The organism is Kribbella sp. NPDC054772, assembly GCF_053611945.1.
In genome coordinates, this window is record NZ_JBSHBJ010000010.1 from 165,366 (window position 1) to 188,110 (window position 22,745).

Here is a 22,745-nt window from a genome sequence, read left to right on the forward strand (position 1 = left end):
GATGCACCTCCCATTACGTCACGCAATAAGACTAATAGGAGTAATTCGTTGGGGGAATCCAGCGTCCACCCCTGAGGATGGAGGGGTCCTCCCCTGACCAGTCCAATCGCGTAGGGATCGCTCTTGACCTCCCGGGCCACCGGTACTGTCCCGTCCACCGACTTCCACCTCCACCGCACCACCGACTCGACGAAACTCCGGGAAACGCAGGCGCGCCGGCCCGGTTTCAAGGACACCTTCAGCGCGCTGCGGGTCCGTAACTTCCGCCTCCTGGTCAGCGGTCTGCTGGTCAGTTCGACCGGCGGCTGGATCCAGCGCATCGCCCAGGACTGGCTGGTGCTCACGCTCACCGGCAGCGCCACCGCGGTCGGCATCACGACCGCGCTGCAGTTCCTCCCCACCCTCGTGCTCGGCCTGTTCGGCGGCGTGATCGCGGACCGCTTCCCGAAGCGGAAGATCCTGCTCGTCACCCAGATCACGATGGGTACCTGCGCCGGCATCCTCGCGCTGACCGCCTTCACCGGTTCGGTGCAGGTCTGGCACGTCTACACGATGGCGTTCGTACTCGGCCTGGCCACCGCCGTCGACAACCCGACCCGGCAGTCGTTCGTCACCGAACTGGTCCCCCGCGAGACGGTGCGGAACGCGATCAGCATGGTGTCGTCGACGTTCCAGCTCGGCAGCCTGATCGGTCCCGCGCTCGGCGGCGTCCTGCTCGGCACGATCGGCGCCGGCTGGGCCTTCGCGCTCAACGGCCTGACCTTCTTCGCCTCGATCAGCGCGCTGCTGCGGATGCGCGAGAGCGAGATGCCCGGGTTCCACGCCGCCCGCAAGGCGAGCGCGGGACTGCGGATCCGCGACGGGCTGCGCGACGGCGTCCGGTACGCGTTCCACGAGCCGGCCGTCCGCTGGGCGATCGCGCTGGTCGGCATCTACGGCATGTTCTGCATCAGCCTGCCGGTGACCCTGACCGCGTTCGCCGACCGGGTCTTCCACACCGGCGCCTCGGGGTACGGCGTACTGAACTCGGTCGTCGCGTTCGGAGCGCTCGGTGGTGCGCTGCTCTCGGCCCGCCGGGTCCGGCCGACCCGGCTGCGGAACCTGATCGGGATCGCCTGCCTGCTGACGATCACCGAGGTGCTCGCGGCGATCCAGCCGTCGCTGTGGACGTTCATCCCGGTGCTGGCCACGATGGGGATGGCGACGCTGATGTTCCTGACCGCGGCCCAGTCGATGGTCCAGCTGACCACTCCGGACGGCCTGCGCGGCCGGGTCTCCGGGATCTACAACCTGGTCTTCATCGGGGGCGGCGCGATCGGCGGGCCGACGGTCGGGTACCTCGCCCAGCACTTCGGGGCGCGCTCGGCGCTGGCGCTCGCCGGGCTGGTACCGGCGATCGCGACGATCGCGATCGGTCTGCGGCTCCGCCGGGACGGCAAGTTCCGACTGGTCCTCGTCCGGACCCGGTCCCCGTGGCACCAGGTTCCGCTCCGGCTCAACCTGCGGCAGACCGAGATCCACCTGGCGGCTCCGCAGAGCACCCCGCTCTGGAACCGCACGTCCCGCCCGTTCGCCCTCGGCCGCCGGCAGCACGCGCGGATGGACTCACACGTCGGCCGGGTCCGCTCCCGCCGCCGCCCGCAACACCACTGAGTTCAACTCCCGAGTTCCCGGGGCAGGGCCGAGCGGCTGCCTTCCACCTCGCCCCTGCCCCGGGCCACACCTTGAGCCCCCACCAACCATTTCGGCCGCCTCACAATGGTTGGTGGGAGCACAAAGTCAGCCGACCTTGCCGCCGGAGCCGGTGGAGGTGGACGGGGAAGCGCCGAGGGTGGCTAGGTTTCCGCGGGCCGGATGGGTGCGGCCCATCGGACCTGCGGCCATCGCCCGGAGCAGGTTCAGCGTGACCGTCCGCGTGAACGCCACCCCGGCCGCGGTGAGTGAGAGCTTCGAGTTCGGCGCGCGCAGTGCCGGGACCCACTCCATCGAACCGGTGTCGAAGACCCCGGCTCCGGACGCGACCGTGTAGTACGTCGCGTCCGAGAACGTGTGCACTCCCGCGCCGCAGCTCACCGCCGAGTGCGCCACCACCTGCAGGTTGGCCGGCGTTCCCGCGACCGGATACGCCCGGTCGACCTCGGTCGAGGTGAGCCCTGGGAACGACGTACCTCGCGTCCCGCTGAACAAGAAGAAGTCGCGATCGTGCACCGTGAACGCACCGACCGCCGGGAAGCATTCGTAGAGCATCCCGGTCAACGAGTTCTCGGGGCGCGGATCCGGCTTGCTGCGCCATTTCGCGGTCGTGTCCGGCCGGTTCTTCACCGGGTCGGCATTCGCGTCCTTGTACCCGACCACGACCCGGGACGCCCCGAGCGGACTGTTCTCGTACCGGACCCGCCAGTAGACGGCGTTCGCCCCGAGGAACGCCACGTTCGTCCCCGCGTCCCGAGCCTTCGTCACCGCGTCGCGCATGGCAACGGTCCAGTACTCGTCATGCCCCAGTGACACCACCCCGCGCGCCCCGGCCAACGCGTCCGGCGCGGTCGCAAGATCCACACTCGTCAAATAAGCCAGGGGTACGCCGCTCCGCTCGGCCAACTGGATCAGCGGCATCTCGGACTGCACCAACGTGCGCGCGCCGTTCCCGTCGTACGGGCGGTCGAACGTGACGCGATGGGCGCGACTCGCGAACGACTTGTCGGGCCCGTTGTAGAGCGAGTACCCGCCCCACTGGTTGTAGGCCTGGTACGTGTTCACCGCGTTCACGATCGCGACCGCGCCGCGGGTCGACTCCGAGCGGACGGTCATCGGGACGTACTTCTGCTTGCCGTTCGCCCCGGTGACGAGCAGCAGGTACGCGCCGGCCGGCCAGCCGGTCGTCGCCACGGTGAGGGACGGTTGCCATTTCGTACTGACCATCCGGTCCGCCGGCCGCACGGTCGGGGCGGGTTGCGCGCGACCGGGGATCGTTGACGACGTCCAGACCAGCCTCGCACCGGTTCCGCCGTACCAGCCAACGCGGAAGGCCCGCACCGTGAAGGCGCCTGCAGTCGAGGTGACGAACAGGCGGAAGGGTTGTCCGCTGCGGACGCTGACGTGGTCGGCGTACCCGGCGAGCTCCATCGGCCCGGCGATCCGGTTCACCGGGATCCGCCAGGCCGTCGTCCCCGGCTTCGCGTTCTCGGCCACCGGCGCGGCGGTCGACGGCTTACCCGTGGATGGCTGACCGGACGATGGCTGGCTAGTCGACGGCCCGTCGGTGGTTGGTGACGGGTCCGCGGCAGGCGGGCTCGCGCGGCACCCCGCCGCCGTCAACAGCACGACTACCCCCACCACCAGCCATCGGCGCATACGGTCAGTCTCTCGCATGCAACGGCGGGTGCTGCGTCATAGACCCCACCGGCCCGCCGGTTCCGCTCATCTGCGACGGCGATTCGCGCAGCGTCGACAGGTCGCCGAGCGCGGGATGCGTCCGCCCCAGCGGGCCTCCCGCCAGCGCCCGGAACACGGTGACCGTCACCTTCCGCGCGAACGCCACCGCCGCCGGACCCACACCCGCCTTCGGGTCCGGTCCCGCCAACGCGCGTACCCACTCGATCGAGCCGGTGGTGAACACGCCCGCCCCCGACTTCGCGGTGTAGTACGACGCGTCCGAGAACGTGTGCCGGGCGGGACCACAGGTCGTCGGCGAATGCGCGACCACCTGCAGGTCCGCCGGCGTCCCCGCGATCGGATACGCCCGGTCCGCCTCGTCCCCGATCAGCCCGGGGTACGACGTCCCCGCCCGCGCTCCCGTACCCGCGAACAGGAAGAACCCCGGGTCTCGGATCGTGAACGCACCAACCGCCGGGAAGCATTCGTACAGCATCCCGATCAGATTGTTCTCCGGATCCGGGAACGGGTTGCTCCGCCAGCGCACCGTCGTGTCCGGCTGGTTCTTCAACGGATCCAGCCGCGCGTCCTTGTACCCGATCAGCACGCGCCGCGGACCGAGCCGACTGGCCGCGTACCGAACCCGCCAGAACACCGAGTTCGCGCCGAGGAACGCCAGGTTGGTCCCAGCGTCACGCGCCTTCGTCACCGCGTTCCGCATCCCGGGCGTCCAGTACTCGTCGTGCCCACCGAACACGATCCCGCGCGCCCCGGCGAGCAGCCCCGGATCCGCGTCGAGATCCGCACTTGTCGCATAAGCCAGTCGTACGCCGCTCTGCTCGGCCTGCTGGATCACAGGCATCGCGAAGTCCATCAACCCGCGCGCGCCGCCGTCGTCGTACGGCCGGTCGAACGTCACCTCGAGCGAACGCTGCGCGGACAGTTCGTGCGGACCGTGGTAGAGCGAGTAGCCGCCCCAGGCGTTGTACGCCTCCTCGGTGTTGACCGCGTCGACGATCAGCACCGCGTCCCGGGCGGAGTCCGACCGCACCACGATCGGCACGTACTTCTCCTTGCCGTCGGCCGCGCGCAGCAGGAGCAGGTACGCGCCGGGCACCCAGCCGGTCGTGCGGACCGTCAGGGACGGCTGCCAGTTCGTCGTCACCATCCGCAGCTTCGTCAGCGCCGGCGCCGCTTGCTTCACGCCCCGTACGACGGGTGATGTCCAGACGAGTCGCGCGCCCGTTCCGCCGTACCAGCCGAGCCGGTAGGACTGGACGGTGAAGTTGCCGTCGGACGAGGAGACGAAGAGTTTGAAGGGCTCACCGCTCCGGACGCTGGTGTGATCAGCGTAGCCGGCCAGGTCGGCGGGACCGGCCATCCGGCTCGTTCTGATGACCCAGCTGGTCGAGCCAGATCGGCTGATCTCGACCGGACCTGGGGTGGTGCCGGCCGCCGCGGCGGCCGAGTGCTTCGGGGTCGCCTGGCACCCGGACACCAGAATCGTCGACAACGAGACCATGACAGCAAGGATTCCTGCGCGCACAGCCCCCTCCTCTCGCCATTTCGAGGGTAGGAGGGCGGAGCTTGGAACAGGCTGAGAAGCGTCGTCAGGGAGCGGTGATGACGCCGACCGGGAGCACCTTGACGGTGCGGTGGTGCTTGGTGCCGCCGAGTACGACCTGCCGGAGCGCGACGTTGTTCTTCGTGCTCGACTCGTAAAGCCGGTGCTCGGGGTTGGCGGTCACCTGGACGTAGTACGTGCCGTTGGCCAGGTTGGTGATGTCGAACGACTGACCCGGCAAGGTCTGCACGTAGGTGTCGCCGGAGCCGACGTCCAGGACTTCGCGGACCGACAGCGAGCTGTGGTCGCCGCACGCGGTGTGCAGGTCGGTGTTGTCCGGGTGCCAGTTCGCGTTCTTGACCGTGTAGTCGATCGAGTCCGTCGCGGCCAGACAGAACGCCTCCTTCTGGCTGCGGACCACCTCGGTCTGCCGCGCGTTCAGCAAGCTGTAGCGGGCGAAGTCGGTGAAGTGCCAGTGATTGTGGCCCTCCCGGCCGTCCCACTCCAGCGTGCCGGTGTTCTGGTACCCGACCTGCTTGCCGCGGGCGTCGTAGAAGTACTGGTACGCGTCCATCAGGTCCTTGCCCTGCCGCCGGAACCCGTCCAGCACCAGCGGCGATGGGCCCGCGTTCCACACGGTCGCCGAGAACTGCAGGAAGTCCTTGTTCGCATCCGGCGTACCGGCGTCACCCGGCGCGACCTCGATCCCCCACGCGGGCACCGGCCGGAGGTCCGGCTTCGGGCCGTTCGGTATACCAGCCTTGCCCGTCGGTCGAGCCGCGTTCGGCTTCAGCGCCACCGAAGTCGCAGCAGCCGCCTTCCGACCGCCGACGCTGTCACCCTTCTGCACAGTCACGTTCAGAGCGACCGTCGAGTCCTTCGCAGAGATCTTGAAGAAGTCCCGGTACGCCTTGTTCACCGAGACGACCGCCTTGTACTTGCCTAGAGCAAGCTTCGCCGGAGCCCCATCGGTGAAAGTCTGCGCCGACCAACCGGTCTGTAGCCCCCAGACCGCCCCCTGCGTGAACGGATTCGCCGTACAGCCGTCCGGGTACGGCGACGTCGCCGGCGCATCCGGGCGGGTCCGGGACCCGTCACCGTTCAGGCAGACCGTCTGGTCCTTGTCCACGACCTTCTTGCCCGCCGCATTGGTCAACGTGATGTGCAGGAACTTCCCGAGCCCGGAGAAGTCCGTGACCAGCCCCTTCGGCAACTGCCGCACCGCCTTGCCGTGCACGTACTGCGTCGCGACCACAGGCGACGCGTACGACGCCCGCGTCGCGCGCACCTCGATCGGTGCATTACCCGCCACCACATGGGTACCGAGATCAAGATCGACGCCGTAGTCCTGGACATCGGTCAGTGTCACGTCGATGCTTCCGGCAACCAACTTCAGTGGCGGCCGCGCGACCGTCGTACCCGACCGGCCGCTGGTGGCCGCCGATGCGCCGGTGGCCGCGAGTGCGACCAGTCCCGCTGCCCCTGCCACGGCGACCGCCGTCCGGCCGAGTCTGTATGCCTTCACGATGATGAAACCCCCTCCTGCACCCGCCGGCGTCCTCACGAGCCGGCCTCTTGCTGGTACGACGACTCGGCGGCGGACCGAAGTTGATCAAGGTTCCATGGCAGTCCTGTCACGGGAGGTCAGGGAAAAAGTCACCGTGGCTGAATACTTGACTGCGTAAATTAAGCACACCTAGGCTCGGCGAGGTCCGCTCACTCCTCCCCCGGAGGACCATCACATGTCCTTGAGACGCCGCACCACGTTCGTGCTGGCCGCCGTCGCCCTGGTGTCGACCGCAGCCGCCACCGCCCCGGCCGATGCGGTCCAGGCCAAGACCCCGCCATCCGCCCCACAGATCAACCAGCAAATCGCTGCCAAGCCCTACATGGGCTGGAGCAGCTGGAGTCTGCAGTCGACCAACTACCCGGGTGTGAACCCCGACGGCCCGGGCAGCTTCATCAGCGAGAAGAACATCCTCACCCAGGCGAACGCCCTGGCCACGAAGCTCAAGCCGTACGGCTACGAGTACATCAACGTCGACGCCGGCTGGCAGGACGGCGGCGACGAGTACGGCCGTCCGGTCGCCAACGCGAAGCGGTTCCCGCGCGGGATGAAGGCGGTCGGCGACGACATCCACAAGCTCGGCCTGAAGTTCGGCATCTACACCGTCGTCGGCCTCGGCACGGATGTGTACCGCGACGGCAACACCCCGATCTTCGACGCGCCCGGCTGCTTCACCCGCGACATCGTCTACCCGGACCTGCGCAAGACCAACGGCTGGGACGCGGCGTACAAGATCAACTACGCGAGCCCCTGCGCCCAGAAGTACGCCGACTCGATCGCCAAGCTGTTCGCGTCCTGGGGCGTCGACTTCATCAAGATGGACGGTGTCGGCCCCGGCTCCTGGAAGGGCGCGCCGGACGACCCCAACCACAACAACACCGAGGACATCGAGGCGTGGTGGCGCGCGGTCCAGAACGCCGGCCGCCCGATGATGTACACGCTGTCCTGGTCACTCAGCCACCGGTACGCCGACGTGTGGAAGGCGAACTCGAACGGCTGGCGGATCGACACCGACGTCGAGTGCTACTGCGACACGATCGTCAAGTGGGACAGCTCGGTGAAGGCCCGCTGGTGGGATCTACCGCAGTGGATCGACGACGCCGGCCCCGGCCACTGGAACAACCTCGACGCCCTGAACGTCGGTGTCGGCGCGATGGACGGCTTGACCGACGCGGAACGCCAGAGCTACATGACGTTCTGGGCGATCAACTCGGCACCGCTGTTCGCCGGTGACGACCTGACCAAGCTCGACGCGTACGGCCTCAAGCTGCTCACGAACCGCGAGGTCATCGCGATCAACCAGTCCGGCAACCCGGCGCGACCGCTGAACCAGGACCAGCTGCAGCAGGTCTGGTACGCGCAGAACGCCGACGGCAGCACCACGGTCGCGCTGTTCAACCTGGCGGACTCCCCCGCCACGGTGACCGGCAACTTCGACCAGCTCGGGATCGGCGGCAAGGCGACCGTGCGCGACATCTGGGCGAACCAGAACACGCGGGACGTCAGCGGTTCGGTGAGCGCCGAGCTGCCCGCGCACGGGTCGAAGCTGTACAAGATCACGCCGGGCAACGTTCCGGTGAGCATCCCGGCGGACGTGACGGCGACCGATGCAAGCCGGACGACGGTGTCGCTGAACTGGCGGCCGAGCGCGGGCGCCACGTCGTACCAGGTGTTTGCCAATGGCAAGCAGGTGGCGACGACCACGAAGCCGAACGCAGTGGTCGGTGGTCTCGCGGCGCAGACGCAGTACACCTTCACGGTCAAGGGTGTGAAGGGCGGTCGTACGTCGGAGCCGAGTGCCGGCGTGACGAAGTACACCGCGAAGGCAGGCGGACCGGTGCGGTACGAAGCGGAGGCACCGACGAGTACCCGGACCGGGGACGCGGGCGTCTCGGACTGCAGCCTGTGTTCGGGTGGCGCGAAGATCGGCAACATCGGGTACGGATCGACGGTGACGCTGAACGGCATCACGGTGCCGGCGACCGGCACGTACCTGGTGAAGATCGCGTACACCGACGGCGACACCAGCCGGCAGAGCATGCTGACGGTCAACGGCGCCGACAGCTACTGGGTGAACTACCACGGCCTCGGCGACAACGACTGGGGTACGCCGCAAGTCACCTACCTCCCGGTGAAGCTGACCGCGGGATCCAACTCCCTCAAGATCAGCAACCCGAACGGCTACATCGCCGACATCGACTGGATCACCGTGTAACCACCTGACCGCGGGACCGGCTCCACCAGGGCCGGTCCCGCGTTTTACTGGACGTATGAGCGCCTATCCCGAACCACTGATCCCGCCCGGTGGCACCGCACCGGTCCCCCGGCGGATCCGCGCACTGCTCGACGACCGCGTCGTCCTGGACACCACCGACGCGATCTACCTCTGGGAGTTCCCGCCGTACCCGCAGTACTACGTCCCGCTCGCGGACGTCGCCGACGGGGTGCTGACCGACACCGGCGAGACCAGGACCTTCGAGCACGGCGTCGCGCGCGTCCACACGGCCGGTACGGGAAAGGCCTGGGTGTACGACGACGGCGTCGCAAAGGACCGGGTCCGGTTCCAATGGGACGCGCTCGACAGCTGGTTCGAGGAAGACGAGGAAGTCTTCGTCCATCCCCGCAACCCGTACTCGCGGGTCGACGCGATCAAGTCGACGCGGCAGTACCAGGTCTCCTCCGACGGCGTACTGCTGGCTGATTCCTCGTCCGTCGTCATCGTCTTCGAGACCGGGCTGCCGCCGCGCTACTACTTCCCGCGGACGGCCGTCCACCTCGAACACCTCACCGAGACCGAGACCGTCACCGCGTGTCCGTACAAGGGCCGGACCTCCGGCTACTGGTCGGTGCCGTCGGTGCCCGATGTCGCCTGGTCGTACGACTTCCCGACCGCGAACCTGTTGCCGATCGCCAACCACATCGCGTTCTTCAACGAGAACGTCGACATCACCGTGGACGGCGTACCGCAGGAACGGCCGGTCACACCGTTCTCGAACCCAGGTCAGCGACCAACCGATGGAAATGTGGACACTCGGTGAAGTCCGGGGCCTCACATCTCAACGCGTGATCGAGCAGTCGCTTGGATTCCTGTGCCTGCCGGATCTGCTCGTCGAGCAAGGCGTCCTGCTCGACGAGCACGGCCCGGCGTTCCGCGCCGCCGGACGCGTCAAGCATCCGGCGGATCTGCGCGAGCCCCGGGCCGGCGGCCTTCGCGCGCTGGATCATCACCACGCGCGCGACCTGCGAATCGTCGTACTGCCGGCGACCCGCGACGCGGGACGGAGCGAGCAGACCCACGTCCTCCCAGTGCCGCAGGACGTGGGTGGCGAGCCCGCAGCGGGCGGCGAGCTCGCCGATCGTGAGCATCAGATGCCCGCGGTGGTGGCGCCGTCCATGGTGATGATCGACGCGGTGACGTAGCTCGCGAGTGGGGATGCGAGGAAGATCGCGACGTTCGCGACCTCCTCGGGTTCGCCGACGCGACCCATCGGGATGTCGCGAACCATCTCCGCGAGCAGCTCCTCCTTCGGCCGGCCGGTCGCCCGGACCGCGGCCTCGAGCCCTTCGTCCACGCGCGTCGTCCGGGTCGTGCCGGGGTTGATCACGTTCACCCGGACGCCCTGCCCGGCGTACGCCTTCGCGTAGCCGACCGACGCCAGCATCAGCGCCGCGTTCGCCGCGCCGCCGCCGATGTGCAACGGGTTCGCGGCGCGACCACCCTGGCCGACGACGTTCACGATCGCGCCGCTCCCGCGCTCCGCCATTCCACGGATGACGGCCTCGGTCGCGTGCATGTACGTGAAGTACTTCGCCTCCATCGCCGCGTGCAGCGCCGTACTGTCCAGCTCGTCGACCGGCGTCCGTCGCGCCGCCCCGGCGCAGTTGATCAGGATGTCCGGTACGCCGATGCGCTCGAAAGCGGCCGTGGTGGCGTCGGCGTCGGTCAGGTCGACCGCCTCGACCTGGAACGTCAGGTCCGGCAGTTGCTGCTGCGCTTTCGCAAGGTTGGCCGGGTCACGGGAGAGCCCGGTCACCATCGCGCCTTCCCGCGCGAGCGCCGCCACACAGGCGAGGCCGATGCCTTTGCTGGCACCGGTGACCACGGCCGTCTTGCCCGAGAGTTGCAGGTCCACTCACTTCTCCTCGACGTCGATGTCCCGGGCAACGAATTGGAATTGTCGCTGTTCCGGCCTTGAACGAATCAGTACGATGGGTAACCAGATCGACACTCTTTGTTTCGACGCCTGATGCCCGAGCTGTTGCCCAGAGCACCGACGCCGGAGGACTTTCCCGTGCCGACCACCCATTCCCCACCTGCTTCCAGTGAACGTTCGTCCTGGCTGCGTACGAATTCTTTGGCAATTCTCCACCACGACCTGCCGGCTTCGCTGGTGGTGTTTCTCATCGCGATACCGCTGTCGCTGGGGATCGCCGCCGCGTCCGGCGCCCCGCTGATCGCCGGCCTGGTGGCCGCTGTCGTCGGCGGTGTCGTCGCCGGCGCGCTCGGCGGCTCCCCACTCCAGGTCAGCGGCCCGGCCGCCGGTCTGACGGTCGTCGTCGCCGGACTGGTCAGCCAGTTCGGCTGGGCCGCGACCGCTGCCATCACGTGCGCCGCCGGCCTCCTGCAGATCCTGCTGGGCGTCACCCGCATCGGGCGGCTGGCGCTCTCCCTCTCACCCGCCGTCGTGCACGGCATGCTCGCCGGGATCGGCGTCACGATCGCCGTCCAGCAACTGCACGTCGTCCTCGGCGGCAAGGCCCAGAGCTCCCTGATCGCGAACGTCGCCGAACTCCCGGCACAGCTGATCACCCACCACGGGCACTCGGTCGTGGTCGGCGTGCTGACGGTCGCGATCGTGCTCGCCTGGCCGCGGATCCCCAAGGTCAAAGCGGTTCCCGCACCACTCGTCGCCGTCGTCGCGGTGACCGCGCTGGCCGCGGTCGCGATGCCTGATGTGACGCGCGTCGACCTGCCGGACAACCCGTTGCAGAGTCTGATCATGCCGGCGATGCCCGAGGGCACTCCGGTCGAGATCATCACCGCGGTGCTCACCGTGGCGCTGGTCGCCAGCGTCGAGTCGCTACTGTCGGCCGTTGCCGTTGACAAGCTTCATCGCGGCAACCGGAGCAACCTCGATCGCGAGCTGATCGGCCAGGGCGCCGCGAACGCGGTGTCCGGCGCGCTCGGCGGGATGCCGGTCACCGGCGTCATCGTTCGCTCGTCGACCAACGTCGCGGCCGGCGCGCGCACCCGGGCCTCCTCGATCATGCACGGTCTGTGGATCGCGGCCTTCGTACTCGCGGCCGGATCGATGCTCGAACTCATCCCGATGGCCGCGCTGGCCGGCGTACTGCTGGTCACCGGTCTGCGACTGGTGCAGCTCGCCCACATCCGCACGCTCCGCCGCCACGACGAGCTACTCGTGTACGTCGTGACCGCAGTCGGCGTCGCCGCGCTGGGACTGGCCGAAGGTGTACTGCTCGGCCTCGTACTGGCGCTCGTCCGCCTGCTCTACCGACTCGCGCGAGCCACCGTCACGGCGACCGAGTCGAACGGCGTGTGGACAGTGCGGATCCGTGGCGCGCTCGTGTTCCTCGGGGTCGCATCGCTCGTGCGCACGTTGCGGTCGATCCCCGCCGGGGCGCACGTCCGGGTGGTGCTCACCGTCGATCATCTCGACCACGCGGCGCACGAGGCGATCGAGGACTGGCAACGCGGGCACATCGCGCGCGGCGGTTCGGTCGAGATGCACCGGCCGGGTTCGGGCCAGCAGGTGTCGATGCTGGACGGCGTCCGCGAGTTCGAGGCGACGGCTGATCAGATCCGCCCGCTGCTGGCGAAGCTCGCGGCCGACGGACAGCAACCGGAGCACCTGTTCATCACCTGCGCGGACTCCCGGATCGTGCCGACGATGATCACCACCAGCGGTCCGGGTGACCAGTTCTGCGTGCGGAACATCGGCAACCTGGTGCCGGCCAAGGGCTCGAACAGCAGTTCCGTCGACGCCGCGATCGAGTACGCCGTCGACGTCCTCGGGGTGAAATCGATCGTGGTCTGCGGGCACTCCGCGTGTGGCGCCGCCGCGGCCGCGCTGGCGGCGGACGTTCCCGAGGGCTCGGGTCTGCAGAGCTGGCTCCGGCACCTCGAACCATCGGTACGCCGAGCCTTCACCCTGCCCGATGTCGTCGACCCCGCGAGCGGCGTGAAGCTGTCGCCCGCGGACAAGCTGTCGGTCGCGAATGTCGCCGTACAGCTGGAGAACCTGCGGAGTTTCGAGTGTGTCCGCAAGGCCGAGGATCAAGGCCGGCTCGAGCTGATCGGGCTCTGGTTCGACATCGGCGCCGCCGCGGCCCGGCTGGTCGTCGACCGGCCGCCCTTCCTGGTCCGCGCCGACGACGAACTGTCGAAGATCAGGAGCAACGGTACGGCGAGCGCGATCGCCACCAATCCGTCCAGCCAGTAGTGGTTGGCGGTGACCACGACGACCGTGAAGGTGAGCAGCGGATGTGCGACCCACAGCCAGCGCCACCGTGACCTGGTCGCCCGGATCAGGAACACCGCGATCATCAGCGACCAGCCGACGTGCAGGCTCGGCATCGCGGCGAACTGATTCGCGACACCGGAGTGCGTGCTCGGTCCGTAGACCGACTGACCGAGCAGCACGCCGGTGTCGACCCAGCCCGGCATCATCCGCGGCGGGGCGAGCGGGAAGAACATGTGCCCGATCAACGCCAGCCCGGTGAGTGACGCGAGCGCCCAGCGCGCCTTCCCGTACGCGGCCGGGCGTCGGATCATCAACCACAGCAACACCGCAGCGGTCAGCGGGAAGTGCACGCTCGCGTAGAACACGTTGGCGACCCGGGCGAGTCCGTCGACCTGCAACGCGTGGTGCTGGATCGTCGCCTCGCTCGGCAATCCCAGCCAGGCTTCCCACCGGATCAGTTCGTGCGCGTGCTTGAACGCCGTACCCGAATGCTCTGCCGACAGGAACCGGCCCAGGTTGTAGACGCCGAAGAGCAGTGCGAGCAGCGCGATCTCACGGACGATCCGCCAGAACCCGTTGTGCCCACCTTGTCTCTGGCCCAGTTCCGGGAGCGTGGGTTGCCCCACCCGGTCCAGAGTCACCTGCGCCATGCCGACCCCCAGCTCAAACCGAACGCTCGTTCTCTGAAAATCCACCCTGCGCCTGGGATCGCCCGCAGATCAAGAACGGTCATTCGTTTTCCGATGTGACCCTTGGCACCATTTCAAATTATCGCAATATGCTGATAGTTGCGAAGAATATGAAGCTACTCACATCGCGAGAAAACTCGGTGGCGATGGTCGTCCCGCGGCCGGAAGGATCGGCGTACCGATCAAGACGGAGGTGGCGTGGTGCGGGCATGGTGAGCGTGTTCATCCGGTGGACCTGGATGCGCGCGGTCCTGCACAACGGATGGTGGCTGGTCACCAGCGTCTACCTGGTCGTCGACGCCGGCCTGTCCCCCGCCCAACTGGTGCTGATCGGGTCGGTGCAGAGCGCGTTCGCGCTGGTCTTCGAGATCCCGGCGGGCGTCGTCGCGGACACCATCAGCCGCAAGTGGTCACTGGTGATCTCCCAGGTCCTGATGGGTACGGCGATGCTCGCGACCGGGCTCTTCGAGTCGTTCCCGGCGTTGCTCGCGACCCAGGTGCTCTGGGGAATCTCGTGGACTTTCGCAAGCGGCTCCGACGTCGCGCTGATCACCGACGAACTCGACGGGCCGGACCGGATCAACGGTGTGCTGGCCCGCGCCGCCCGGGCCCAACTGACCGGTGCCGCCACCGGCCTGGTCGTCACGGCGGACATCCGAGCCACGACGCACTCGTTCCTCGCGCAACTCGAGTACTTGGGCGAGATCGTCTGCGGCGTCACGATCTCCACGCTCGCCGGACTCACCTCGGTGTCGTTGGCCCTCACGGGGTGCGCGGTCCTCTTCGCGGCGACCGCCGTACTCATGCGGTTCCCGACCCGGGAAGAGGCTGTCACCAGGTGATGGTGGTCCGGGCCGGGTCGGCGGTGACGTCCACTTGCGCGCCGTCGGGAATTGCGTCGTACGACGCGACCGCGACCGGCAGGTGCAGGTCGTAGAGTTCGGCGGCGATCAGGGCCCCGAGCGGGATGATCGTGTCCGGGCGGGTCAGGATGATGGCGGCGGGGGCCGTGTGCGCACGGATCTGTTCGGCGAGGACGCTGGAGGCGGAGCTTGAACCGCGGCCGGACTCCATCAGCAGAACGCGTCCGGTGAGGATCGCGCCGCACTGCGGATGATGCGCGTCGACGATGCGGCCCTGGTTGTCGGTGCCGCCCCAGAACGACAGCGGGGCGGTGAGTCGGATGGGAACGCCGGTCGCGGTGCCGGGGTGCAGGGTGCGACCAACGATCATGCGAGCACCACGCGGCCGGCGCGAGCCGAAGCGACGCACTCGGTCAGCGATCCGAGCACCGCGGACACGTTGATGTTCCCGGGAGCGTAGTGCGCCCACTTCGCCGAGTTCGTCATCACGTGCTTCCAGTCGGGCGACAGAATCGCGGTGACATAGGTGCAGGTGTCGACGACCACTGTCACGCCGGCACTCTCCAGCACCCGCAGTACGCCGTCCGCGATCAGACGGTCCCGCGTCACGCGAGAAGTCGACAAGTAGAACGGCACCTTCAACGGTGGCCCCACCACCAACTCGGCCAGCCGAACGCACTCGTCGTACGACGCATGTGGCGTGCCGACACTCACCGCATCGAGCTCGGTTCCGACCGCCGACAACTCTCGCCGTACGCGCTGCAACGTCTCCACCGACACCACGCGCACCGGCAGCCCATCAACAGACGCCGGCGCTTCCGGCGTCACCCCGACCACATGGAACAGCGCGACTCCCCCGGCCGACGCGGCGGCCGCGCCGAGGGCCTTCAACGCGTCCTCGCCGACATCGTTGGGGATGCCAACCAGTACGGGGATCTCGGCCCCGACCACCGACCCGATGTGGTGTCCGAGCAGCGGGTACGCGAGTTCGGACCGCAGGAAGTCACCGAGCCGTCGGCAGTCGAACACCACGGTCCCGCGGCGCGCCTCGGTCGTCTGCAACCCGGCGTACGGCGCTCGTCCGGTGATCGCCGCGCAGACGTCGAGAAAGTCGCCGTACCGATCCGTCCGCGCGCCGAGCACCGAGTTCGCGAACACGATCGCGTTGGACTCCGCCCAGGCGATGTGCTCGCCGAACGCTGGGCGATTCGGCAGCTGGTACGGCGCGCAGGTGAACGTCGGCGTGCAGCCGAGTGCGACGTACGCCGCCATCAGTTCCCGGCCCGCCGCGGCGAGCTCCTGATCGCGAACGAGCCCTGGATGGATGAGGTCCATCGAGCCGACGTTCAACGTGGTCGGGACGCGCACCGTCGCGCCCAGCTCGACCAGACGCTGCGCGAAGTCGAGACTGACCTGACCGTGGTACAGGCAGGAGTCGACGTGCGCCGAAGTGATCTCGACGAGCCGCGGCGCCTCCGAGATCCGCGCCTGACCGACGATCACCCGCATCGCGAGCGCCACGCCGTCCCCGTCCCGACCGCCGAGCATCGCCTGCTCGTCGGCGGTCAGGTGGAGACTCTGCATACCTCGAAACTAGCGGACCTGCAGCACTCATCAACCACGCTGGGCGCGGCACCGTCACGCACAGCACCGCTGACGACCGGCGCGATTGGCGAGGTTGGTGAGTGCTGGCGGTCCGCGGTCCTAGACCGTCTGCCGTCGCGACGCGACCAGGACGCCCGATTGATAGCCGTCGGCGCGCAGGAGTTGGCCCGGGGTGACGTCCAGGATGTCGATGCTGACCGGCGCGCCGAGGTCCTCGGAGCTGATCGGCCGGTCGTCGAGGTAGACGTCGACGCGATTGATGCCCTGCACATCGATCGCGACGGTGAGCGTCGTACCGTCGAGCGAGGTCTTTAGGTCGAGCCGGCCGACCGGCATCGCCGCGAGCAGCGCGCCGGCCTTGTTCAGCAGGTCGACATTGCCCTCGAGCAGGTCGGCCCTGGTCATCCGGTGGGTCTCCTGCGGTTTGACGCCGAGGTCCTCGACCGGCGTCCCGGCCAGCTTGCCGACCCGCAGGGTACGCCGGATCGCGACCCGCAGGTTCGCGCCGTTCGGCAGCGCGACGTACGGCGAGGTCTCGTCGGGTGGCGGCGGTTCGTTCAGCAACTGCGCGAGCAGACCATGCGTCCAGACGTTCGCGCCGCCCGCTCCGGTGTTGTCGTCGACGCCGAGGATGGTCCCGATCTCGTGGTCGGCGAAGCCGGCGCAGAAGATGTCGGTGGCCGAGTAGACGCGGGCGTCGGTGATCAGCACCACCGGGCCGTGGTAGGTCTGACCGAGGTCGTTCGCGCCGTCCTCGGGCGTGATCGGCTTCGCAGCTGAGTACTGCGCGCCGGTCTCGATCGCGAGGTCGAGCGAGTCGAACCATGGGCCGAGGTCGATCCCGGACGGGTTGTCCTTGTGCCGCCGGCAGATCCGCAGGTTGAGCGGCGTACTGATGAACTGGACCGGCTCCGGCGCGACGCGCCGCGGCGTCATCGTCTGCAGGGTGAACTCGCTGGCGTAGATGTGCCCGCCGCCGTTGTCGCGGACGTCGACGATCAGGCCGTTCTGCGGCAGCGCGGTGGTCAGCCGGACGAACTCGTCCCGGAACGCGACCGGGTCCTGGACGCTGAACGTGAAGATCCGCAGATGCCCGAAGGTCCCGTACGGCGTGGAGACCTCGCGCGCCCGGAACACGCCGGGCATCGTGGTCGGCAGGTCCGCGCCCTCGACCGCGGCCGGCGTGGCGAGTTCGACCGAGCTCCGGCCGCGTTCGAGGTCGACGACGTCCCGGACGTACAGCGCCTTCTTCGCGCGGGACTTCTCGTCGGAGTCGAGGTCGAGACCCATCGACGCCGAGGCCACGCTGACCGCGTCCAGGTCCGTCATCGGTGGCAGGTTCGCGGTGACCTTCCACTGCTCGCGGAGCTCCTGGTTCGAGCCGTCGAGGCCGACGTACGTCAGTGTCACCCAGTCCTCGTCGGGCGGGGACTGGATGATCAGCGGCCGGAGCGTGAGCGACTCCAGACCGCGGGCGAGGTTGGCCGCCTGGTTGCTGCCCGCGAAGACGGCGCCGTTGAGGGCGACCGCGCGAGCGATCGGCGTACCGTTCCAGTGCGTCACCTCGGCGCCCGCTCCGAAGTGCGGCGCCTGGTAACCGGTGACCGTACGCGTGACGAGGTAGTGCTCGCCGCCGGTCTCGTCGTAGCACTTCTCGATCAGGAACGGCAGGTAGGCGACCATGCCGGCGAACGGGACCGGCAGCAGGTAGTTGGTGTGCAGGTCGCGGACCGAGTGGAAGGTGCTCGACATCTCGCGATGGAACAGCCACTCGGCCTCCATCGTGTCGGGCGTCTGGCGGGCCAATCGGGCGCGCATGACGCGCAGCCGTTGCAGCGGGTTGACGGCGTGCATCGCGATCTTCAGCGGCAGGTGCACGTAGTTCTCGCTCAACAGCAGCAGCGCCTGGTCCACCAGGAGCCGGCGCTGGTCGAGGGTCAGCGTTCCGGCCGAGTCGAGAAAGTCGGCGAGCGGAACAGCGGCGACCGGCACCGCGGCGGTCGGCCGCGGCGCCGCCGCCTCGTGCACAGCGGCAGAAGTGCTCCGCCGTACTGCGGTCTTCCGTGCTGCGAGCTTCTTCGCCGTGGCCTTCTTCGCTGCGGTCTTCTGCGCAGCGGTCAGCTTCCCCGTGCTCTTCATCGTGCGTGGTTGCGACATGGTTCCCCCATTGCGGCGGACCCTCCCCAGGGCCACGAATCCCTCCACGGTCGTCCGCGCCCCGAACGATGTCAACGGGCCCGCCACGCCGTTCCGCCAGGACAGCCGGACGCGTTGTCAATCACTATCGAAGTTATGCGGATCAGTCGTTTGTTGTTAACGGCGGCCCTCCTGATCGGCGTCCTGCCCGCGCCGTCCGCCCAGGCCGCGGCCGCGTTCCCACGCATCGACGCGACCGGCTTCCAGCTGGTCTCCGGCGACACGTTCACGACGTACGGCGAACGTGTCGCGCAGCTCGAGACGAAACCCCAGCTCGCACCGGTCGGCGTCACCGAAGTACTCGCGGCGTCCAACCGGACCGGGCGGGCGCTGTGCCACTCGACGTACCTCAACGCTGCCCTGAATCCACAGGGGTTCTGCTGGCAGGACGGGGAGGACGACGACGAGAACGTGTGGATCCCGCAAGGCGTCAGTGGCTCCGGCGACGCGCAGCCGGCCGGGGGCGCGCGGCGGGTCGCGGTCGCGAGCTGGCACAACACCGACGACACGGCGATCCGCGTGTCGTTCCTCGACCTGGCGACGAACAAGTACCGGCACGTGCTGCTCGTCGAGCCGACCGCGGACGGGAACTTCCAGGCGATCGCCGGACACGGCCACGGGCTGTTCTGGTCGGGCAACCTGTTGGTGGTGGCGACCAGCGGATCGGTACTGCGGGTGTTCGACCTCCGGCACATCTGGCGCACCGACACCTCCACCGGAGAGGTGGGGCTAGGTGTCGACGGCAAATATCACGCACTCTGGCACGCGTTCGCGCTCCCCCAGATCGGCGCCTACTGGTACGCCGGTGGCGGCTGCGCGAACACGACCGGGACCAAGCCGTGCTTCGCGTCGCTCGGTATCGACCACGGCGGGGCGGGCTCCTTCGTCGCGGCCGAGCACACCGAGCGCGGCGGTGGCCGCATCGTGCGCTGGCCGCTCGACGAGTCGACCGGATTGCCGCGCGCGGGCGCCGACGGCGTCGTCCATGCGGTCGAGGCGTTCGACTCGCCCGTGTGGGGCATGCAGGGCGCTGTCTCCGACAACAACAACTTCGTGATCTCCGGCGTGTGTCCGGAGTACGCCGGGAACATCGGCGACGGCGTCGACTACCCGAGCTGTCTGCACCGTGGCATCGGCGGCGAGTCGACAACGGCGTGGACCCAAGCGCCGAAGAACACCGAGAACCTGTCCTACTGGCCGGCGACCAAGGAGCTGTGGCTGATCAGCGAGCAACTCAGGGAGCGGGTGACCGTCCACATCCCGTTTCCCTGAGGGTTGACCACCCGCCTGCAAGGATGGGCGGGTGAGTGAGTTCTGGGACAGCGTCACGTCCGTCCAGCCCGAGCCGTCCCTGCGGTTGGTGATCGGGACCGGTGTGGTCGCGCTGCTGCTGATCGCGTGGCGGCCGTTCTGGCAGTTCACCCGGCAGGTCGTGACGATCGCGCACGAAGGCGCGCACGGTCTGATCGCCGCACTGGTCGGACGGAAGCTGTCCGGGATCCGCCTGCACTCGGACACTTCTGGCGTGACGGTGTCCCGCGGACGCCCGACCGGCGCGGGCATGATCGCCGTACTGCTGGCTGGTTACCCGGGCCCCGCTCTGTTCGGCCTCGCCGCCGCGTTCGTCCTGAGCCGCGGGTACGCCGTCGCGCTGCTGTGGGGACTGCTGCTCGCGCTGGTGATCCTGCTGCTGCAGATCCGCAACCTCTACGGTCTCTGGTCGGTGCTGGTGTTCGGTGCCCTCGTCTTCGGCGTGTCGTGGTGGGGCTCGCCGTCGGTACAGTCCGCGTTCGCACACCTGCTCACGTGGTTCCTGCTGCTCGCCGCGCCGCGAGCGGTCATCGAACTCCAGCACTCGCGCCGCCGCGGCCAAGGTCGTACGTCGGACGCCGACCAACTGCGCCGCCTCACTGGCGTGCCGGCACTGATGTGGGTCGGCGTGTTCGGGCTGGTGACCCTCGGCTGTCTGGCGATCGGTGTCGTGTGGTCCGGCGTACTGCCGAGCTAGGCAGGCGGCGGCAGCATGACGCCGAAGCCGGTCACTGCGAGCCGTAGCAGTACTTGTCCCGGCCGCAGCAGGTCAGCCACCTTGGCCGCACTCAGCACCTCCAGCTCGGCCAGCCGCTTCTCATAGCTGCCGTCGAGGCGCGCCTGCTGCAGCTCGGCGGTGTTGTGCCAGACCTTCTGCCGCGACTCGCGCAGGAAGCGTTGTGAGGCCAACCGGTTGAACGGTGTGAGGACGCGATCGACCAGACTGCGCGGACCGGTCGCCGCGAGTTCGTCGTCCTCGGCCCCGACCCGCTCCGCGAGCACACCGTCGATCCGTTCGTGATCCCGGCGCCGCCGATCCATCAGGTGCCGGTCGAGGAAGTCGTCGTCGCTGATCACCGCGAGCAGGGCCTGCGGCAGGTCGTAGTTCACATGCGCGTTGATCCCGAGCAGGACGTGTACCAGCGGCGGCAGATTCTCCGGCGCATCGAACGCCAGCCGCCAGGGCCGCGCCACCCGGTCGCCGTCGTGCGCCTGCAGGTAGAGCTCGGCGAATCTCACGTCCCACACCTCGACCCAGCGGGGGTCCTCGAACCGCGCCTGGTCGATCGCTCGCCCGACTGCCTCGGTGGTCCGCAGATAGGTCCCGAGGAAGTATTTCCGGTGCGCAAGCTCGGGCGGCACGTCGTCGAGGCGCAGCCGCATCCGAGAAACCACGTCCGCGATCGGTCTACCATCTTTCATCGGATCTCCGCAGGGGGAGGGATCATGTACGCCAGATCAGGACCACTGTCCTTCGACCCGGTGCTCGTCGGCAACCGTGAGGCCGATGCCTGGGCCGCGTATTACCGCCACGAATGGCGCACGTTTCTCACGGCCGCCGTCGGCATGGTGTCGGCCGGCTTCGGTATGCCACCGCATCGAACACTCCTCGGAGCATGGTGTGTACTCCGAGCGAACCAGGTGTGGTCGCCCTACCCGGACAACCAGCCGGACGCGGCCCGCGCCTACATGCGCCGCTTCTACGAACTCGTCGTCCTGTCCGGCGCGCTGGCCTTCGAGCCGGTCGAGGCCGCCCGGCTGGAGGTCGAGTGGTGGCGCGTTCACCGAGTGCATCAGCATTCGGACGATGTCACCGAGCCGCAGCTGGTCTCCGCACTCGTCGACCTGTACGCGTACGTGTTCTGCGCGGACCGCGGCGCGCTCGAGCCGGCCGCGCAGAAGCGGGTCGACGCGATGAACCTTTCGGACCAGTGGGTCCAGGCCGGTTGCGATCGCGACGACCCACTGCTGGCGGCGGAACGACAGGCCCTGGTCGCCTCGTACACCGCCCTCCGCGCCGCCGTGGAGCTCTAGGCGCGTCCGCCGGCGATCGGGCGCCCGCGTTGCGCCACGCCGGGACCGCCGTACGGATAGTCGGCCGCCCCTGGGTCGCTCGCTTCGTCGAGCTTCGCCGTCTCGTCCGCGGTGAGGTGCAGGTCCGCCGCGGCGAGGTTGTCGTCGAGCTGCTCGAGCGTGCGGGCGCCGAGGATCACCGACGTGATCGCCGGCCGGTCGACCAGCCAGGCGAGCGCGACCTGGGCCATCGAGATCCCGCGGGCCTCGGCGATCTCCCGGACCGCGCCGACGACGTCCCGGACCCGCTGGTTCGTACTGCGCCGGTACCACGACTCGACGCCGCGATCCGGGTTCTCACCGAGCCTGGTGCTGCCGGTCGGCTCGTCTTCAAACGAGTACTTCCCGGTCAGCCAGCCGCCACCGAGCGGCGACCACGGCAGCAGACCGAGCCCGTTCTCCTGGGCGGCCGGGACGATCTCCCACTCGATCTCGCGAACCAGCAGGTTGTACTGCGGTTGCAGCGTGACGAGCCGCGACCAGCCGCGCCGGTCGATCAGGTCACAGGCCTTCTGCAGCTGCCATCCCGTGAAGTTCGACAGGCCGCCGTACCCGATCTTGCCGGACCGGACGGCGTCCTCGAGGAAGCTCAGGGTCTCCTCGAGCGGGGTGACCGGGTCCCAAGCGTGCAGTTGGTACAGGTCGATGTGATCGACGCCGAGGCGCTGCAGCGACGCGTCGAGCGCGCGCCGCAGGTGCCGGCGGGAGGTGCCGACGTCGTTCGGGCCGTCACCGGTCGGGAACCGGCCCTTGGTCGCGAGTACGACGCCGTCGCGCGCGGAGCTCCTCGCCAGCCAGCGGCCGACGATCTCCTCGGACACGCCGGCCGTGTACACGTCCGCGGTGTCGACGAAGTTGCCGCCGGCCTCGACGTACCGGTCCAGTTGCGCGTGCGAACCGGCCTCGTCGGTCTCGTTGCCGAACGTCATGGTGCCGAGCGCGTACGTCGAGACGACGGCGCCGCTCGCGCCGAGAGTGCGATATTCCACCATTGGTCCCTTCTCAGAACTGTCTCCACGG

The 22,745-nt window shown here is 68.6% G+C and carries 18 protein-coding genes and 1 pseudogene; 8 read left to right on the forward strand and 11 right to left on the reverse strand.

Features of this window, described 5'->3' with window-relative positions; genetic code table 11:
• Positions 1–123 precede the first annotated feature (123 nt).
• Positions 124–1,653, forward strand: a complete 1,530-nt coding sequence (locus ACWGID_RS18775; RefSeq protein ID WP_452198107.1) for an MFS transporter — start codon at positions 124–126, stop codon at positions 1,651–1,653.
• 126 nt (positions 1,654–1,779) lie between these two features.
• On the opposite strand, the gene ACWGID_RS18780 is transcribed toward ACWGID_RS18775, so the two are convergent.
• From ACWGID_RS18780 to ACWGID_RS18790, 3 genes are all read right to left on the reverse strand, one after another.
• Positions 1,780–3,351, reverse strand: coding sequence for a N,N-dimethylformamidase beta subunit family domain-containing protein (locus ACWGID_RS18780; RefSeq protein ID WP_452198109.1), 1,572 nt, complete (start codon positions 3,349–3,351; stop codon positions 1,780–1,782).
• Positions 3,352–3,355: 4 nt separating this feature from the next.
• The gene (locus ACWGID_RS18785; RefSeq protein WP_452198111.1) at positions 3,356–4,918 is read right to left on the reverse strand and encodes a N,N-dimethylformamidase beta subunit family domain-containing protein; all 1,563 of its coding nucleotides are present in this window, start codon (positions 4,916–4,918) and stop codon (positions 3,356–3,358) included.
• 64 nt (positions 4,919–4,982) lie between these two features.
• On the reverse strand, positions 4,983–6,461 hold the full coding sequence (locus ACWGID_RS18790) for a lysyl oxidase family protein (protein WP_452198113.1): 1,479 nt from the start codon (positions 6,459–6,461) through the stop codon (positions 4,983–4,985).
• A 217-nt stretch (positions 6,462–6,678) separates the two neighbouring features.
• Here ACWGID_RS18790 and ACWGID_RS18795 point away from each other — a divergent pair, with 217 nt between their 5' ends.
• Together ACWGID_RS18795 and ACWGID_RS18800 are read left to right on the forward strand one after the other, a co-directional pair.
• Positions 6,679–8,718 carry a fibronectin type III domain-containing protein gene (locus tag ACWGID_RS18795; protein WP_452198114.1) on the forward strand — a complete coding sequence of 680 codons (2,040 nt, stop codon included), beginning with the start codon at positions 6,679–6,681 and terminating at the stop codon, positions 8,716–8,718.
• A gap of 55 nt (positions 8,719–8,773) precedes the next feature.
• Positions 8,774–9,541: a DUF427 domain-containing protein gene (locus tag ACWGID_RS18800; RefSeq protein WP_452198116.1), complete on the forward strand. Its 768-nt coding sequence runs from the start codon at positions 8,774–8,776 to the stop codon at positions 9,539–9,541.
• Here the strand turns inward: ACWGID_RS18800 and ACWGID_RS18805 are convergent.
• Together ACWGID_RS18805 and ACWGID_RS18810 are read right to left on the reverse strand one after the other, a co-directional pair.
• Complete coding sequence (locus ACWGID_RS18805) at positions 9,483–9,869, reverse strand: MerR family transcriptional regulator (RefSeq protein WP_452198117.1); 387 nt, start codon at positions 9,867–9,869, stop codon at positions 9,483–9,485. The genes ACWGID_RS18800 and ACWGID_RS18805 overlap by 59 nt on opposite strands.
• Positions 9,869–10,636 (reverse strand): SDR family oxidoreductase, encoded by a 768-nt coding sequence (locus ACWGID_RS18810; protein WP_452198119.1) that lies wholly within the window; start codon positions 10,634–10,636, stop codon positions 9,869–9,871. The genes ACWGID_RS18805 and ACWGID_RS18810 overlap by 1 nt, the downstream gene beginning before the upstream one ends.
• 114 nt (positions 10,637–10,750) lie before the next feature.
• Here ACWGID_RS18810 and ACWGID_RS18815 point away from each other — a divergent pair.
• A pseudogene (locus ACWGID_RS18815) lies at positions 10,751–12,787 on the forward strand (SulP family inorganic anion transporter); the annotation flags it as partial.
• A gap of 14 nt (positions 12,788–12,801) precedes the next feature.
• On the opposite strand, the gene ACWGID_RS18820 reads toward ACWGID_RS18815, so the two are convergent.
• Positions 12,802–13,638 carry a phosphatase PAP2 family protein gene (locus ACWGID_RS18820; protein WP_452198121.1) on the reverse strand — a complete coding sequence of 279 codons (837 nt, stop codon included), beginning with the start codon at positions 13,636–13,638 and terminating at the stop codon, positions 12,802–12,804.
• 248 nt (positions 13,639–13,886) lie between these two features.
• Here ACWGID_RS18820 and ACWGID_RS18825 point away from each other — a divergent pair, with 248 nt between their 5' ends.
• Positions 13,887–14,519, forward strand: a complete 633-nt coding sequence (locus ACWGID_RS18825) for a hypothetical protein (protein ID WP_452198123.1) — start codon at positions 13,887–13,889, stop codon at positions 14,517–14,519.
• Here the strand turns inward: ACWGID_RS18825 and ACWGID_RS18830 are convergent.
• The 3 genes from ACWGID_RS18830 to ACWGID_RS18840 all read right to left on the reverse strand — a co-directional run bounded on the left by ACWGID_RS18830 (position 14,509) and on the right by ACWGID_RS18840 (position 18,284).
• Positions 14,509–14,910, reverse strand: a complete 402-nt coding sequence (locus ACWGID_RS18830; protein ID WP_452198124.1) for an aconitase X swivel domain-containing protein — start codon at positions 14,908–14,910, stop codon at positions 14,509–14,511. The two genes, ACWGID_RS18825 and ACWGID_RS18830, sit on opposite strands and share 11 nt — an antisense overlap.
• Positions 14,907–16,124 carry an aconitase X gene (locus tag ACWGID_RS18835; RefSeq protein ID WP_452198126.1) on the reverse strand — a complete coding sequence of 406 codons (1,218 nt, stop codon included), beginning with the start codon at positions 16,122–16,124 and terminating at the stop codon, positions 14,907–14,909. Before ACWGID_RS18835 ends, ACWGID_RS18830 begins: the two co-directional genes overlap by 4 nt.
• Before the next feature lie 120 nt (positions 16,125–16,244).
• The gene (locus ACWGID_RS18840) at positions 16,245–18,284 is read right to left on the reverse strand and encodes a S41 family peptidase (protein WP_452198128.1); all 2,040 of its coding nucleotides are present in this window, start codon (positions 18,282–18,284) and stop codon (positions 16,245–16,247) included.
• Between the two features lie 153 nt (positions 18,285–18,437).
• On the opposite strand from ACWGID_RS18840, the gene ACWGID_RS18845 reads away from it, so the two are divergent.
• Positions 18,438–19,613, forward strand: a complete 1,176-nt coding sequence (locus ACWGID_RS18845) for a hypothetical protein (RefSeq protein ID WP_452198130.1) — start codon at positions 18,438–18,440, stop codon at positions 19,611–19,613.
• 31 nt (positions 19,614–19,644) lie between these two features.
• On the forward strand, positions 19,645–20,349 hold the full coding sequence (locus tag ACWGID_RS18850) for a M50 family metallopeptidase (RefSeq protein WP_452198131.1): 705 nt from the start codon (positions 19,645–19,647) through the stop codon (positions 20,347–20,349).
• Here the strand turns inward: ACWGID_RS18850 and ACWGID_RS18855 are convergent.
• Entirely contained in the window at positions 20,346–21,074 is a 729-nt protein-coding gene (locus tag ACWGID_RS18855; RefSeq protein ID WP_452198133.1) for a DUF5995 family protein, read from the reverse strand. The genes ACWGID_RS18850 and ACWGID_RS18855 overlap by 4 nt on opposite strands.
• Before the next feature lie 24 nt (positions 21,075–21,098).
• Here ACWGID_RS18855 and ACWGID_RS18860 point away from each other — a divergent pair, with 24 nt between their 5' ends.
• Positions 21,099–21,686: a hypothetical protein gene (locus ACWGID_RS18860; protein ID WP_452198135.1), complete on the forward strand. Its 588-nt coding sequence runs from the start codon at positions 21,099–21,101 to the stop codon at positions 21,684–21,686.
• Here ACWGID_RS18860 and ACWGID_RS18865 read toward each other — a convergent pair.
• Positions 21,683–22,717, reverse strand: coding sequence for an aldo/keto reductase (locus ACWGID_RS18865; protein WP_452198137.1), 1,035 nt, complete (start codon positions 22,715–22,717; stop codon positions 21,683–21,685). The genes ACWGID_RS18860 and ACWGID_RS18865 overlap by 4 nt on opposite strands.
• Positions 22,718–22,745: the final 28 nt, after the last annotated feature.